Annotated in this window: 6 protein-coding genes; 4 read left to right on the forward strand and 2 right to left on the reverse strand. The window is 69.8% G+C overall.

Features of this window, described 5'->3' with window-relative positions:
* Positions 1-758: 758 nt before the first annotated feature.
* Positions 759-1865, forward strand: a complete 1107-nt coding sequence (gene prfB / locus CK485_RS03675; RefSeq protein WP_109446861.1) for a peptide chain release factor 2 — start codon at positions 759-761, stop codon at positions 1863-1865.
* Positions 1866-2217: 352 nt separating this feature from the next.
* A complete protein-coding gene (locus CK485_RS03680; protein WP_241968109.1) occupies positions 2218-3129 on the forward strand; it encodes a hypothetical protein in 912 nt (303 codons plus the stop codon).
* A gap of 88 nt (positions 3130-3217) precedes the next feature.
* Here CK485_RS03680 and CK485_RS03685 read toward each other — a convergent pair whose 3' ends face one another.
* Positions 3218-8191, reverse strand: a complete 4974-nt coding sequence (locus CK485_RS03685) for a LamG-like jellyroll fold domain-containing protein (protein ID WP_241968110.1) — start codon at positions 8189-8191, stop codon at positions 3218-3220.
* Between the two features lie 424 nt (positions 8192-8615).
* Here CK485_RS03685 and CK485_RS03690 point away from each other — a divergent pair, with 424 nt between their 5' ends.
* Both CK485_RS03690 and CK485_RS28410 read left to right on the forward strand, forming a co-directional pair.
* Entirely contained in the window at positions 8616-15614 is a 6999-nt protein-coding gene (locus CK485_RS03690; protein ID WP_109446867.1) for an RHS repeat-associated core domain-containing protein, read from the forward strand.
* 29 nt (positions 15615-15643) lie between these two features.
* A complete protein-coding gene (locus tag CK485_RS28410) occupies positions 15644-16039 on the forward strand; it encodes a hypothetical protein (RefSeq protein WP_146214480.1) in 396 nt (131 codons plus the stop codon).
* A gap of 220 nt (positions 16040-16259) precedes the next feature.
* On the opposite strand, the gene CK485_RS03695 is transcribed toward CK485_RS28410, so the two are convergent.
* On the reverse strand, positions 16260-16448 hold the full coding sequence (locus CK485_RS03695; protein ID WP_109446869.1) for a hypothetical protein: 189 nt from the start codon (positions 16446-16448) through the stop codon (positions 16260-16262).
* Between the last annotated feature and the right edge of the window lie 92 nt (positions 16449-16540).

The following is a 16540-nucleotide window of genomic DNA, read 5'->3' on the forward strand; positions in this document are numbered from 1 at the left end:
CCCCGGCACGCTCGACCTGTTCGCGCTCGGCACCGACGGACTGCTGTACCGCAGGACCCTGGGCACCACGGGCGGCGGCTGGAGCGAGTGGTTCCAGGTGGACGAGCGCACCCGGTTCGACGCCGCCCCCGCCGCCGCCTCCAGCGAACCCGGCCGCATCGACCTCGTCGGCCGCACCGGCGGCGACCTGGTCACCGCTTCCCTGGTGGACGGCCGCTGGAACGCCTGGGCGGTCGTCCCCACCCCCGGCCAGATCACCGGCGCCCCCGGCCTGGTCTCCCGCCGCGGCGGCACGCTGGACGCGTTCGTGGTCCGCAAGGCGGACGGCGCCGTGCTGAGCCTGCCGTACGCGGACGGGGCGTGGCGCCCCACGCAGGTCGTCCAGGGCATGCCCGCCTCCGGCCGGGTCGAGCCGGTCACGCTCGCCGGGCACACCTGCCTGCTGGCTCCCGCCCCGGGCGGATCGCTGGCCCAGGCGGTCAGTTCACCGGCGGGCGTGTGGGCCGTGCAGCCGCTGCGTGAGCGCACCTCGTCGGGCGTGGCCCTGACCGCCTCAGGCGGCACCGCGGACGCGTGGGTGACCACCGCGGACGGCGGCCTGGCGTGGGCCTCGGGACGGCTGTAGGGCGCTTCGCGCGGGGAACGGTGGCGGCCGGGCGGGGCGACGGCGGTGGCCGCGGCCGTGCGAGGGCGGCGGCCGGGGCCGGTGACCGCCCGCTGGGGGCCGCCTTCCGGGGCGAACCGGTACCCTGAACCCCGTGGCAATCCTCGACGCATCCGAAGAGCTGAAGTCCCTCTCCTCCACCATGGAGTCCATCGAGGCCGTTCTCGACCTCGACAAGATGAGGGCCGACATCGCCGTGCTCGAGGAGCAGGCCGCGGCCCCCTCGCTGTGGGACGACCCCGAAAGCGCCCAGAAGATCACCAGCCGCCTGTCCTACCTCCAGGGCGAGCTGCGCAAGACCGAGGCGCTGCGCGGTCGGATCGACGACCTCGAGGTCCTCTTCGAGCTGGCCGAGGCGGAGGACGACGCCGACACCCGCGCCGAGGCCGAGGCGGAGCTTTCCGCCGTGCGCAAGGCGGTCGACGAGATGGAGGTGCGGACCCTCCTGTCCGGCGAGTACGACGCCCGTGAGGCGCTGGTCAACATCCGCGCCGAGGCGGGCGGGGTGGACGCCGCCGACTTCGCCGAGCAGCTCCAGCGGATGTACCTGCGCTGGGCCGAGCGCCACGGCTACCCGACCGAGGTCCTCGACACCTCGTATGCGGAAGAGGCCGGCATCAAGTCGACCACCTTCGCGGTCAAGGCCCCGTACTCCTACGGCACGCTCTCCGTCGAGCAGGGCACCCACCGCCTGGTGCGCATCTCGCCCTTCGACAACCAGGGCCGCCGCCAGACGTCGTTCGCCGGCGTCGAGGTGCTGCCGGTGGTGGAGCAGAGCGACCATGTCGAGATCGACGAGTCCGAGCTGCGCGTCGACGTCTACCGTTCCTCCGGCCCCGGCGGCCAGGGCGTCAACACCACCGACTCCGCGGTCCGCATCACCCACCTGCCGACCGGCATCGTCGTCTCCTGCCAGAACGAGCGCTCCCAGATCCAGAACCGCGCCTCGGCGATGAACGTCCTGCAGGCCAAGCTGCTGGAACGGCGCCGCCAGGAGGAGCAGGCCAAGATGGACGCCCTCAAGGGCGACGGCGGCAACTCCTGGGGCAACCAGATGCGTTCGTACGTGCTGCACCCGTACCAGATGGTCAAGGACCTGCGCACCGAGTTCGAGGTCGGCAACCCGCAGGCGGTGCTGGACGGCGAGATCGACGGCTTCCTGGAGGCGGGCATCCGCTGGCGCAAGCAGCAGGAGAAGTAGTCCGGCTCACGGCTCACGCCTTACACGCGACGGTCTTCCGCACGAACAACTCGTGCCGTTTGTGCGGAAGTTGGAGTTCTTTATCACAGCCGTATACCCAACTGCCCGGCAAACGTTGTCAATTTCGGGCATCACGCGCCGAACGACCTTGACGGTGCCGTGGAAAATGGGAAGGCTGGCGCGCGGCAAGCGTATGGCGGGGCGCGGGCGAACGGGGGCGGGGGGACCGAAGACGGTCCCCGGGTTCGAAGCGCCCCGAGATGTCGCCGCTTCGGTCATAGCTGCCCCGTATTCGATGTGATCAGCTACTGGGGGTAGTTGGCGAATGACCAATCGTAAGACTCGCGTGCGCATGGCACGCATAGCCGCCGGCACGGTGTTCCTCGCCGGCGCGTCCCTGACCGCGGTGGGCACGGCCCAGGCGGTCGGCCTGACCGCGGGCGGTTCCACGCCCACCACGCTGGCCGCCCCGCAGGACACGGACGGCGGGACGTCGACGGTCGGCGGCGACGCGGTGGGCGGCACGGTGACCACCGGCGGCGACGCTGCTGTCGGCGGCACGGTGACGACGGGCGGCGACGCTGCTGTCGGCGGCACCGTGACCACGGGTGGTGACGACTCCACCGGGGGGACCGTGACCACGGGTGGCGACGACTCCACGGGCGGCTCGGGTACCGGTGGGACCTCGTCGACCGGTGGCGACAACTCCGCCGGAGGCACGGGTACTGGCGGCACCTCGTCGACCGGCGGCGACAACTCCGCCGGAGGCACGGGTACCGGGGGCACCTCGTCGACCGGCGGCGACAACTCCGCCGGAGGAACCGGCACCGGGGGGACCACGTCGACCGGTGGTACCGGAACTGGAGGCACCACCAGCACTGGCGGCTCCTCCTCGACCGGGGGCTCGACCACCGGCGGTGGCACCTCCTCGACCGGCGGTTCCTCTTCGACCGGCGGTTCCTCCACCAGTGGTGGTAGCTCGTCCACCGGTGGCGGCACCTCGTCCACCGGTGGCAGCTCGTCGTCCACCGGTGGCGACAGCACCTGCACGCTGTCCCAGGACAGCGTGACCTGCGGTGGCAACAACGCCAGCACGGACAACACTGCGACGTCCCAGGTCGCGCAGGGCAAGGCCAAGGAGCAGCTGGCCGAGACCGGCGCGGGCGACACCACGTTCCTGATCGTGGGCGCCGCGACGATGATCGCGGGCGGCATCGCCTTCCGCGTCATGCCCCGCCTGAGCAGCCGCCGTACGGCGGCCTGACCGGCTGAGCACGGAAGAGGCCCGGCCCGGTGCGGCTGACGCACCGGGCCGGGCTTTCGTGTGCTTGACGGTTACATCCCGGCCCGCCTCATTGCAGGTGCTCGTCGAGGGCGGAGACCTGGAAGGAGTCGAGCGCGTAGTTCCACATCTGAACGTGGCTGATCAGGCCAGGGAAGTAGTGGGTGTCGCTCCCGTCGGTCCTGTCTCGCCCGACGGTGAGAGGCCCTGAGGCCTTCCACGACGACACATTGCTTACGGTGGCGGCCAGCGTGCCGTTGACGTAGAGCTGGGCCGTTTTGGTTTGGGCGTCGTACACCCCGACCAGGTGGGTCCAGGTGTTCGCCGTGATCCCGGCTGAGTAGGCGTTGCTGAACGACGCCGGTGTGGCATCCGACGACGGGACTGCGAAGTCCCACCCAGTGTTGTCACAGACAAGGGAGAAGGCGCTCTGCTGGTCACCGGTCTGCGCGGCCACGGTGGCGATGCCTGTGGGCAACGAGGAGAGCTTCGCCCAAGCGGACACGGAGTAGCTTTGCGATGTGTCAAGAACCGGAGCGCTGGTCGCCGCGTACGCCGTGCTGCCGTCGAAGGACGCCACCTCGCCCTGAGTGCCGTCGTCTGCCCAGGTGACCGCGCCACTGAGAGCGAGCGGACTGGCTCCGGCGGTCGGGTCGCCCACCATCGAGGCGGTGTCCGTCGCCGCCGTGTCGCTCGCGGTGGTGAGGCCGTTGCCGTCGTTCAGTTCCCACGAGTCATGAGGTGACAGGATGGTGGCGGCTTCCGCCGCGTACCCGTTGGAGTTCAGGTTGACGTGGTCGCCCGTGTCCACTTGGGAGTTGAGCTTCTCCTCGTCGTCAGTGGTGTCGGGGACGGCCACCGCTTGGTCGAAGTCGGCGAAGTACACCGCGGGGGTGGACCATGGACTGCCGACGTTCCCACCGCCCAGCCATGCGTTCACGTTGGTGCGGTAGCCGTCGACCGTCGAGGTGCAGGGATCGTTGAGCGACGTGCTGTCGCCCGGGTATCCGTCACAGGGCGTCAGCGACGCGAGGGTGGTGGAGACGCCCCAGCCCTGTAGCTGCTGGACGAGCGCCGTGTAGCCGTTCGCCTCCAAGTCCTCGTCGCTGCGGCCTCCCAAGAGGTCCTCCAGGCCTTCCGTGACGATCACCTCTCCGAGCCCGGGCTGATCGAGTATGTCGCGATCGATGCGCGACAACGCGGCCGCGCCGCCGACGCGTGCGCCGGAGGCGTTCGGTTCGGGGAAGTCGGTCATGAGCTCGTTGGCCTGGATCCCTTCCGCGATCGTGCTGTAAGAGTCCGGCGATGTGGGCACGGTGTCGTCCATGATGTCCGGGATTCGGTACCCGTTCGCCTGGGCCTTCGAGTTGGCCTGGATCGGGTCCACGAGCCCGTCTCCGAGCACGGCCTGCGTAGGCATGTTGTCCGTCGTCACGTCGAGGTCGGTCAGAAGGTCGGTGAACGAGCCGTCCGTCGTGCCGGTGCCGGTGAACGGCGTCAGGGTGGTGTTCGTCGTCAGGTCGCCAGACCCGGGAGCGGTGATCATCTGGTAGGTCGTGTTCGCGTACGCGTGTTGTACGAGGTAGGGCACGGAGTTGGACAGGTAGAAGGAGACGAGCAGGTACCGGTTCTGCGGCACTGGGTAGGTCAGTGGATCGCTGTAGACCATCCCGCCCGCCGGGATCGCCACGGACGTGCTGCCGCCGAACGTCAGCGTCGTGGGTGTCGACGTGGGAGTTCCGTTGATGTGGAACTCGGTGGTGGACGAGTCCGTCGCCACGGTGGCGTGCCCGATCGACAGTTTCTCGGTGCCGAGCGCGTTGTCCAGCTTGATCCTCACGACGTTCCCGGAGACGGAGGGCTTCACCGCGACGCGGAAGGTCTGGTTGCCGAATCCGCTTCCGTTGAGGTTGTACTCGCCGTCGTTCGGGCTTGCCCAAGCCCCCGTCCAGCTCCGGCCGTTGGGAGCCGCGACCGTGGAGCCGTCAGCCTTGGGGGTGCCGGTGGTCGTGTCGCGCGTCGCCATTCCGAAGATGTGCAATGCCGGTGTGTTGTTGTCGGCGGACTGCGACACGTCCGGCAGAGTCACCGACGCGATGGTCTTCGACGGGTCGAGGGGAACGGCGAAAGAGTAGATCTTCGGTTGCTTGGTCGTGTCCGTCGACTGCCCCGAGGGAGTGTTCCAGTGGGGCAGACAGGCGCCCGACAGAGTGGAGGGCCCCGTGATCCAGTCCGGCACCGTCAGGTCGTAGGACGCCGTCGTCCCGTCCGTGTACGTGATCAACCCCGCGGCGGGGCATGCCTGGCCCGCGTCCGTGCCCGAGAAGCAGTACGACCCCGTCACCGCCGTGCCCTCGGGCACGTACGGCGCGGTCGCGTCGCCGCTGATGGCTCCCGGGTCCTGGGCCGTGGCATGGGTGGACGTCGCCAGGAACATCAGCGCGTTGCCCGAACCACCGTAGGTGATGGTCTGGTTGGCGGCCAGGACGTTGTCCTTCTGGCCTGAGCCGTACGCGGGCAGCGTGAACGTGGCGCCGTCGATGGTGACCTTGCCGCCGCTGTTCCAGCCGGACGTCGTCAGGTCCCCGGCGGAGTAGCTGTCGGAGCCGTCCGCGTCTCCCGCCGAGGTGTTCGTGTCGGCGGTGATCGCGGTGTTGTCGAAGCAGGCCGCGAGGCTCGCGCAGGTCTTCGCGGCGTGGTTGGCGGCGACGAATCCGTAGCCGTACGCACCGGACACGTCGATGTCGCCGGCCGCGTCCACGGAGTAGACCCACAAGGTGTGCGGGCCGGGGGAGGGCGGGGCGATGGAGATCGTGGCGGTGTTGCCGCCGGCGGCGACCACCTCACTGGCCGGCGGGTTGCTGGTCGCCGGAGGCGTGTCCAGGCGGTAGACGAACTTCGACACGCTCGTCCCGCCGCCCGCGGTCAGGGTGAACTGTCCCGACGTGCCGGCCGCGGCGCCCGTGGCGCCGTCAGCGCCGTTGTTGGTCTGCGGGTACAGGCCGTCCTTGGAGCTGACAACGGGGGTGTCGGGTGCCGTGGGCTCCGCGGTGAAGTGGCAGACGGACGAGTAGGCACTGGTGTCCTCGCCGTCGGTCACCCTGGCCTGCCAGTCGACGACCTGCCCGCTGGTCAGCGAGGAGATGAAGCTCGCCGGCAGGCTGTACGCCGCGTAGCTGCCGCTGGCGAGGTTGTCACCGCTGACCCCGGTGGCCTTGGTGGACGAGCCGTCGACCCAGTACTGGAAGGTGGCCTGGAGCTTGTCGCCGTCCGGGTCGGAGACCTTGGCCTTCAGCACCGGCGGCGTGCTGGCGATCGTCTTGCCCATGTACGGGTAGGGGGCCGAGGTGTCGCAGGCCGCGTTGTCGGCACCGGAGACGGCCGCCATGGTGGCGGGTGTGGGCGTCGCCGGGACGCGGTTGAACTGGATCTCCAGGGCCGGGTTGTGGGCGAAGCGGGAGAATCCGTCGTCGTCATGGCGGGACTCGGCCGAGTCCTCGGACAGGGTGGCCGTGAACGACGACGAGTGGCCGGCCGCGTCGTCCTTGATCGGGGCCAGGACGTTGAAGCCCTCGCTGACGCTGCCGCTGCTGGGGCAGTGCGTCGGGTTGTACGCGCGGCCGAAGTCCGTCGACGTCGAGTAACTGTTGTACCCGGGGCGGTTGTTCCAGTCCGTTCCGGACCCGATGCCCTTGGACCAGTGCAGGTTGACCGTGTAGGAGCCCGCGGTGCACGACGCCGAGTAGACCTCGGTGGCCTTCACCGTGGCGCTGTTGATGTGCGCGCCCCACAGGAGCGAGGGCAGGTTCCACTGGTAGAGGGCGTGTTCGTCGCCGGTGTCGCAGTCGCCCTCGATCCAGCCGTTGTACCCGACGCCCAGGTAGCCGTCGTCGGCCCTGTCGGAGGACTCGTCGTAGAACGACGTGCTGGAGCAGCCCTGCTTGACCTCGTCGAAGGCGGGCGCCGCAGGGTCTTCCGGGTGCCAGTTGAACGTGGGGTCGATGTAGACGGGGTACGCGGTGGAGCGCGCGGCCAGCAAGGAGCCGCTGGGCTTCAGCGACAGCGCGTTCCCCGACACCTCGGCGCCCACCGGCGCGACCCGGGCGGCGAGCCCGGGGTGGCCCGGGTCGGACGCGTCGGCGGCGACCCCGCTGCGGGAGGCGCCCTTGGCCGCCGTCAGCCGGGTGTTGGAGTCCCACATCAGGGGGCTCGCGGCGTCCAGCAGGTCCCGGCCCCGCTCGTCCACGACGCTGAGGGCGCCGTTGCCGGTGGAGGCGAGACGGCCGCCGGACACGTGTGTGGTCATGCGCAGATCGCGTACCGCCGGGTTCGCCGCGGCCTTGGCGTCGTGGACGACCAGGGTGTCGGAGAAGCCGCCGGTGGCGGTCGCCGTCATCACGAGGTCAACCGAGGGCAGCACGGAACGGTACGTGGCGGTGGAGCCGTCGACCACCGGCTTCGGCAGCCTGCCGGGCCAGGACAGCGCCAGCGTGGTGCCGCCGGAACGTGTGGTGACCAGGGGACCGCTGCCGCCCGGCGAGAAGGAGACGGTGCCGTAGGCCGTCGCCGCCGGGGACCACGAGCCGTCCGCTCCCTGGCGGAGGGACAGGCTGACCGGTACCCAGGAACCGTGTTGGCGGGTGCGGACCGGCTCGGGACTGGAGGTCAGTTCGAAGCCGCCGCGCGGGTTCGCGGTCACCTGCTGCACGGGGGTGGTCAGCGCGTCGACCACGGCCGTCTTGCCGCTGCCGGCCGCCCGCGCCGCCGCCGAGGCCATGGCCGAGTCCTGCCCTGCCGTCGCCCCGTAACCGTCGGAAAGCGGCCGCAGGTTGGACGTGCTCCCGCCGGAACGCGGCTCCGGCGCGGGTTGGCCGGACTCGTACCGGGGGTGCTGTGCGGCGGGCGCGCTGACCGCGTGCGCGGCCGGCAGCCCCAGCGGGCCGATCAGGAGGGCCGCTGTCAGTCCCGCGGTGACTCTGCCGCGTCTGCGTCTTGGTCGCGTCCCGGGTCTCGGGGTCGTGTGCATCGTGGTGCCAGCTCCCATGCGGTGCTCATCGGGCCGGAGGGTCCGGTCGCTCCCGAAGCTAGGAGCGGGCCGGTGCCCGTGTCAGCGCGCGTCCACTGCCCACATGGGGGGTTGATGTGCATTGTGCAGTAAGTGTGCTGGTTCTGTAGAGGTAAAAGTCTTTTCAAGAGCGTCAAGTGTCCGGTTGACGACGTTGGGCGATCGACCACCAACCGCCAAGCGACCGATTCCATGGCCCTGTTGACCGGTGATCCGGTCAGCGGTGACGACTTTTGCGGCAGTTGTGCCGTATGGGTCGGCGGGAACCCGCCAACTTCACTGCGGTGAAAGCGCGGCACCGGTAAAGAGTCCGTCCGCAGTTGGTTGCAAAAGGCTCCAGAAGGTGAGGGGTTGGTAGCTTCCCGTCGACCTTTGATCACGGGCGGGCTGGGGGGAACACACGGTGACGTCACGCGGGAGCACGCACAGACCCGGACTCTTCGGGGACCCGCGTCGGCCGTCATGCGCCACACCCCTGTGGCGTTCGGCGGTCGCGCTGCTCGTCCTCGCCCTGCTGAGCTACCTGTCGCAACTCACGGCGCCGGCCGAGGCCGCGACGGCGCACCGCCGCCCGCCGGTCGCGGCCAAGGACAAACCCGTCCCCGTCACCCCGGTCACGTCGCACTACCAGCGGCCGAAGACGATGCCCGCCTACCGCTCGTCCCCGGTGACCTGGCCGACCGGGCAGGCGAAGGTCACCCTCGGGCAGACGACCGCCTCCGGGCAGAAGGACTCGACGTCCTCTGACTCGGCCACCCCGGACGGCACGGCTCGCGGCGCCAGGGCGGGCGCCCTGCCCGTCTGGCTGTCGGCGCCCGCCTCGCACGGCCGCGCCGCCTCTCACTCCGCCCCGTCGCCCTCCACCTCCGCGCCGGCGGCATCCCCGGCCGTGGACGTCGACGTCCTGCCCCGCGACCGCGCCACGGCGGTCGGCACCAACGGCGTGCTGTTCACCCTGAACCGGGCGGACGCGGGCCGGGCGGGGGCGAACGTCGGGGTCACCTTCGACTACTCCTCGTTCATCTCGGCCTTCGGCGGCGACTGGGCATCGCGGCTGCGCCTGGTCACGCTGCCCGCCTGCGCCCTGACCACCCCCACGCTCGCCTCCTGCCGTACCGAGACCCCGGTCGCCTCGTCGAACGACGCTTCCACGCACACCCTGACCGCCGACGTGACGCTGTCCGGCGCCAAGGGCGGGACCGCGGCCGGCCCGGCCACCGGGTCGCGCGCCTCCGCCGCGGTGCTGACCGAGGCCGCCGGGGCGTCCCGGGTGCTGGCCGCCACCTCCGCGCCGGGCGGTGGCGGTGGCGACTTCACCGCGACCTCCCTGTCGCCCTCCAGCTCCTGGCAGGCGGGCGGCAGTTCGGACGCGTTCCAGTGGTCGTACCCGATCAGCGTGCCGAGCGTGCCCGGCGGGCTCGCGCCGAAGATCGCGCTCAGCTACGACTCCCAGTCCCAGGACGGCCTCACCTCGTCCACCAACAACCAGGCCTCCTGGGTCGGCGACGGCTTCGACTACGACCCCGGCTTCATCGAACGCTCCTACCAGTCCTGCGAACGCAACCCCTCGGGACCGACCAAGACCGCGGACAACTGCTGGTCCGACGACAACACCATCACGCTCTCGCTCAACGGCACCTCGGCGACGCTCGTCAAGGACGACACCACCGGCACCTGGCACGCGGAACACGACGGCGACGAACGCGTCCAGTACAAGACCGGGGCGGTCAACGGCGCCCAGAACGGCGAGTACTGGGTGGTCACCACCGACGACGGGACCCAGTACTACTTCGGCCTGAACCAGTTGCCCGGCTACGCCTCGGGCGACACCGCCACCAACTCGGTCTGGACCGAGCCGGTGTACGCCACCGCCTCCGGCCAGCCCTGCTACAACACCACCTTCGCCAACTCCTGGTGCCAGCAGGCCTACCGCTGGAACCTCGACTACGTCGTCGACCCGCACCAGGACGCCATCTCGTACTTCTACACCACGGACACCGGCTACTACGCGCGGGACAACGGCACGACCGCCGACACCTCCTACACGCGCGACGGCTACCTGGGCAAGATCCAGTACGGCCAGCGGGCGGGCCAGGTGTACACGACCTCGCCGGCCGCCCAGGTCACGTTCAAGGTCAACGGCAGGTGCGACACGTCGCAGAGCGGCTGTGCCACCTCGGGGCTCATCTCGTCCAGCGCGGCGCAGTGGCCCGACGTGCCCTACGACCTCAACTGCGCGAACGGCAAGGCCTGTTCGGTCACCTCGCCGACGTTCTGGTCGGAGAACGAACTGACCACCATCCAGACGCAGGCACTGGTCGGCACCACCGAGACCGATGTCGACTCCTGGAGCCTGGCCCACACCTTCCCGGCGACCGGTGACTCGACCACGCCCTCCCTGTGGCTGTCCACCATCACCCGCACCGGGCAGGACACCACCGGCGGCGGTTCCACCGCGCCCCTCACGATGCCGCCCGTCACACTGACCGGCACGGCGCTGTCCAACCGCGTCGACGTCACCGACGGGTACCCGCCGATCACCCGGCACCGCCTCAACGGCATCACCACCGAGACCGGCGAGATCATCGACGTCGCCTACTCGTCCGCCGCCTGCGGTTCCGGCACCCCGTCCGACGCCAGTCAGAACACCAGCCTGTGCTACCCGGCCTACTGGACGCCCGCCGGAGTCACCTCCCCCGAGGAGGACTGGTTCAACAAGTACATCGTCACCGGTGTCACCCAGCAGGACCCCACCGGCGGTGGTGTGAACGACACCATCACCACCCACTACCAACCGGTGGGAACGCCCGCCTGGCACTACGACGACAACCCGCTCACCCCCACCGCCCAGCGCACCTGGAACCAGTGGCGCGGCTACCAGGGGATGAAGGTCACCACCGGCACGGCGCCCGACCCGGTGACCGAGACCGACTACACCTACTTCCGCGGCATGGACGGTGACACGCTGCCCGGCGGCGCCACCCGGTCGGCGACGGTCACCGACTCGCGCAAGGACACCGCGGTCACCGACTCCGAGCAGTACACCGGCACGACGTACGAGACGATCCAGTACGACGGCGCGGGCAGCGGCAAGGTCGTCACCGACACGATCACCGACCCGTGGTCGTCCGCGGCGACCGCCACCCACAAACTCGGCGCGGGACTGCCGGACCAGGTCGCGTACATCACCGGCGAGGCCAAACAGCGCGTCTACACACCGCTGTCCAGCGGCTCCACCCGGGAGACCGAGGTCTACTACACCCACGACAGCCGCGGCCGGGTGACCCAGACCGAGGACCTCGGCGACGCCGCCGTCGCCTCCGACGACCTGTGCACCACGGTCACCTACGACGACAACACCGACGCCTGGATCCTCGACACCCCCGACGAGACCGACACCGTCTCGGTCAAGTGCGGCGCCACCGTGAAGCTGCCGGACGACGCGGTCTCCGACGTCCGGCGGTTCTACGACGGCTCCACGACGTTCGGCTCACCGCCGACCGCGGGCGACGTGACCTCGCAGCAGAAGGCCACCTCCTACAACGGCTCCACGCCCGTCTACACCACGACCTCCTCCGGCCAGGTCGACGAGTACGGCCGCGCCCTCGCCGCCACGGACGCGGACGGCCGCACCACCAAGACCGCGTACACCCCCGCCACGGGCGCCGAACCGACCTCCGAGACGGTCACCGACCCGCTCGCCCACACCACGACCACGACGTACGACCCGCTGCGGGAGCTGACCACCCAGACCACCGATCCCGCGGGTTACGTCACCAAGGAGCAGTACGACGCCCTCGGCCGGGTCACCGCCGACTTCAAGCCGGGCATCACCGCCGCGTACGACAAGTACACCTACTCGGTCTCGAACACCGCGCCGTCCGTCGTCACCACGCAGACCCTCGACGACGACCAGACGTACCGCACCGGCGAGGTGCTCTACGACGCGATGCTGCGGCAGCGCGAGACGCAGAGCTCCACCATGGACGGCGGCCGGGTGGTGACCGACACCGTCTACAACACCGACGGCCTGACCGCGAAGACCACCAGCCCCTACTACGCGGGCGGCGCCCCCTCCACGACCCTCGTGCAGGCGCAGGACGGTGACGTCCCGTCAGAGACGGGCTTCCTCTACGACGGCGCGGGTCGGCAGACGGCCGCGGTCTCGTACGCCCTGGGCACCGAGACCTGGCGGACCACCACCTCGTACGGCGGCGACGTCACCACGACCGTCCCGCCCGCCGGCGGCACCGCGCAGAGCGTGTTCACCGACGCCCGCGGCAACACCACCGCGCAGTACCAGTACCACCAGGGCGTGCCCGACGATCCGAGCGACCCGTCCGCCGACTACTCGGTCACCAAGTACGCCTACGACGCCGCGGGGCACCGCACCGGCGAGACCGACGCCGCGGGCAACTCCTGGTCCTGGTCCTACGACCTGCTGGGTGACGACATCTCGCAGGCCGACCCGGACACCGGCACGACCGTGTCGACCTACGACAACGCCGGGCAACTGCTGACCACCACGGACGCCCGGGGCAAGCAGACGACCTACCAGTACGACGCGGACGGCCGCAAGACCGCCGCCTACGACACCACCGGCGGCGCGACCCCCTCCGCTTCCGACCAGATCGACGCGTGGACCTACGACACGCTCAAGAAGGGCCTGCCGACCTCTTCCACCTCGTACCAGAAGGGCACGACCAGCCCCTCCGTCACCAGCACCGTCCTCGCGTACAACACCTTCGGCGCGGCCGTCGCCCAGCGCGAGACCCTGGCCGGCCTGCCGTCCTCCGAAGCCGCGTTGGAGCCGTCCGGCGGCTACGTCAGCAGCAACACCTTCACCGCGGGCACCGGACTGGTGGCGAGCCAGAGCTACGCGGCCGTCGGCGGGCTGCCCGCCGAGCAGGTCTACTACGGCCACGACACCTACGGCGACCCCACCAGCGCCGAGAGCAACAGCACCACGGTCTCCGCCGACTACGTCAGCGCCCTGGGGTACGACGAGTTCGGCAAGCCGTTGCAGTACACGATGGGCACCTCCGGCGACTGGGTCGCGCTCGACCTCGCCTACGACCCGCAGACCCAGCGGCTGACCGACGCCCGCACCACCGACTCCGCCGCGTCCAGCACCGTCGACGACACCCGGTACACGTACGGCGACGGCCAGGTGTCGGCGGGCTCCGGCCTGGTCACCTCGACCACGGACGCGCAGAACGGCGGCGCCGTCACCGACACCCAGTGCTTCCAGTACGACTACGCCACCCGTCTGACCGCCGCCTGGACCGCGACCGACAAGTGCGCCGCGACGCCCAGCGCGGGCAACAGCTCCACGGTCGGCGGACCGCAGCCGTACTGGCAGAGCTGGACCTACGACGCCGCGGGCGACCGGCAGACCCAGACCGACCACGACACCGGCGGCGACACCGCCGACGACACGACGACGACCTATGAGTACCCGGCGCAGGGCTCCGCCGGCGACCAGCCGCACACCCTGAGCAACACCACCGCGACCGGGCCGGGTGAGACGGCCGGGACGGCGAGTTACAAGTACGACGCGTCCGGCGACGACACCTCCATCACCACCGACGGCGGAACCCAGACGCTCACCTGGAACGACCAGGGCAAGCTCGCCTCGCTCGCCGACACCGCCACCGGCGGCACGACCGGCTACCTCTACGACGCCGACGGCAACCTCGTCCTGCGCACCGACGCGCACCAGGCCACGCTGTTCCTCGCCGACGACCAGCAGGTCACCGAGAACCTCTCCAACGGCGCGCTCTCGGGCACCCGTTACTACGAGATCGGCGGCGCGACGGTCGCGGAACGCTCCAGCACCGGGGACGTCCAGTACCTGATCCCGGACCGGCAGGGGACCGACACCCTGGCGGTGGACTTCCCCTCGATGAGCGTCACCCGCCGCGCGTACCTGCCGTTCGGCCAGGCCCGGGGGACCGCGCCGTCCTCCTGGCCCGGCGACGACGGTTACGTGGGCGGCACGCCCGACCCCGACACGGGCCTGGAGAACCTCGGGGCGCGCGAGTACGACCCTGGCACCGGGCGCTTCCTGTCCGCCGACCCCGTCCTCGAGGCCTCCGACCCGACCCAGCTGGGCGGCTACGACTACGCGGGCAACGACCCGGTGACCGGCTCCGACCCCGACGGCACGATGCTCATCGGAGGCGACGGCTACGTCGGCAGCGAGGCGTGGTTCCAGTCGAATCCGCAGGTCACCCACAGCGGCCCGCCGAGGGACCCGTCGTCGCCCTCCTACCAGTTCGACCTGGAGGTCTACCACAACAGCGCGACCTTCGGTGACCCCGTCTACTACCACCCCGCCCCCAAGCCGAGCCACCCGTCCTTCTTCGACTACCTCAAGGACGCCGCCAGGATCGGCTACCACCTCTCGGGCGCCGACACGGTCGTCGGATGCGTGGCGAACCCGTCGGTGGGCGGCTGCGTGCAGGCGGCGACGATCGTCGGCGGGGCGCTGCTGACGGGCGGCGAGGACGAACTGGAGATCGCGGCCGCGCGGGAGGGGGAGGAACTCGCGGCCGACGAGGGAGCGTCACTCGGCGAGGACGCGGCGAGCTGCGCGGCGTCGGCCGTCCCGCACAGCTTCGTGGGCGCCACCAGGGTGCTGGAGGCGAACGGACGCGCCGCCCGGATCCAGAACGTGCACGTCGGCGACAAGGTCATGGCCACCGACCCGCTGACCGGCCGGACGGCCGCGCACACGGTCCGCAATGTCATCAGGACGACGACGGACCGCCAGTTCACGGCCCTGACCATCGCGGCGCCGGGCGCCAAGCCCGCCACGCTGACGACGACCTGGCACCACCCCTTCTGGGACGCCACGACGAAGACCTGGACCGACGCCTCCCACCTCACCCCCGGCACCCACCTCACCCAGCCCAACGGCAAGCCGGCGGTGGTAACCCGAGTCCACAACTACGTCAGCAAGGCGATCACCTACGACCTGACGATCGCGGACCTGCACTCTTACTATGTGCTGGCGGGGGCTACACCGGTCCTCGTCCATAACTGTCCCGCAGGCGGATTCTTCGGCAAAATATTCGGCAAGGGCGCGAAGGCGGAGAACCCTGAGGCAAACGCAACTGTGGGTGATCTGCGTGGAGTTGCTCACGACAACGTGGATGCCGACGGCAAATGGATTCCTGATCCGGAAAAGCAAGCCGCGCTGAAGGGACAGACCGACACAAGCTTCCTGCGGTCGGTCTTCTCCCCGGACGACGAGGCTAAAACCTATATGACGTACCATAGCGATGGTCACATGATGGAAGGTAACCATAGAATGGCGGAGCTCCTCTCCCGTGCAGAGGACCCATTGAGTTCCATCAGTGATGACACGCCGATTTACATCAGGGGCTGGGGAGAATGAGAGCCCGGCTGATCGGCAGGATCATAGCCTTGGAGCCTTCCAGATTTGCAAAGCGGGCAAAAATTGATGAAGTCATCGCGCTCATGGATGAGGCGGAGCGTGCAGGAAGGAGTCGGCAGGGAAACGCTACGTGGGTCCGCCGACACTCCGAACATTTTGACTCCGGGCTTGTTATCCCGGTGGCGGAGCCCGTTTTGGCGAATGGTGCCATCCGTTGCTCCGTCCTCCTGCTGGGGGCGCGAGGGAACATCGCCATTCAGGTATTTCTCGACCTGTCGCCCATGTCTGTGCTCCTTCTCAAGCGTCTGAGGCGCGTGGAATTGGCCGCACTTCTCCGACGGCTCGCCTCTTTGCAGGCGGGTCTGCACATGAATGAGACGCTCATTCCGCCGAATGATTCATGGAAAACACTTGAGGAGGAGTGAGCGGGGCTGAGTGTCGTCTTTTAGAGCGGGGTCGGGGGTTGACCACGTGCCGATGAATGGTGTTGCCCGCTGGCGCGGCCCAGGCCTCTCTTATGGAATGATCGCGCCATCCTGAGGCCGTGCTCAGCGGGACATCCCGCAACTCTCGGAGGTGCGAGCGGAAGACGGACCGGCTCAGGGGTCGCTTCCCGTGATCGGTGACGGGACAGGCTCCAAGTGCTCACACGGCCTGGTGGATCACCAACGCCACCGCTATCAGCGCCACCAGCAGAGCGACCAGCGTGGCGGGGGTCAGGTTGGCGAAGGGGGACTGCTGGTGCAGGCGGGCTCGGCTGGCCCGGCAGACCGGGCAGCGGCCCTCGGATACGGGGTTCGCGCAGTTGGCGCACACCAGTCGGTCGCATGTCATGCGATGTCCTCCTCACCCTTGACAACGCCGCCAGGCGTCCACGGGTTCCCGAGGCGACCGCGCCGTGCCGCGGCGCCTCGTACACCGCTGAA

It is taken from the genome of Streptomyces sp. ICBB 8177 (genome assembly GCF_003144095.1).
Lineage (GTDB): Bacteria > Actinomycetota > Actinomycetes > Streptomycetales > Streptomycetaceae > Streptantibioticus_D.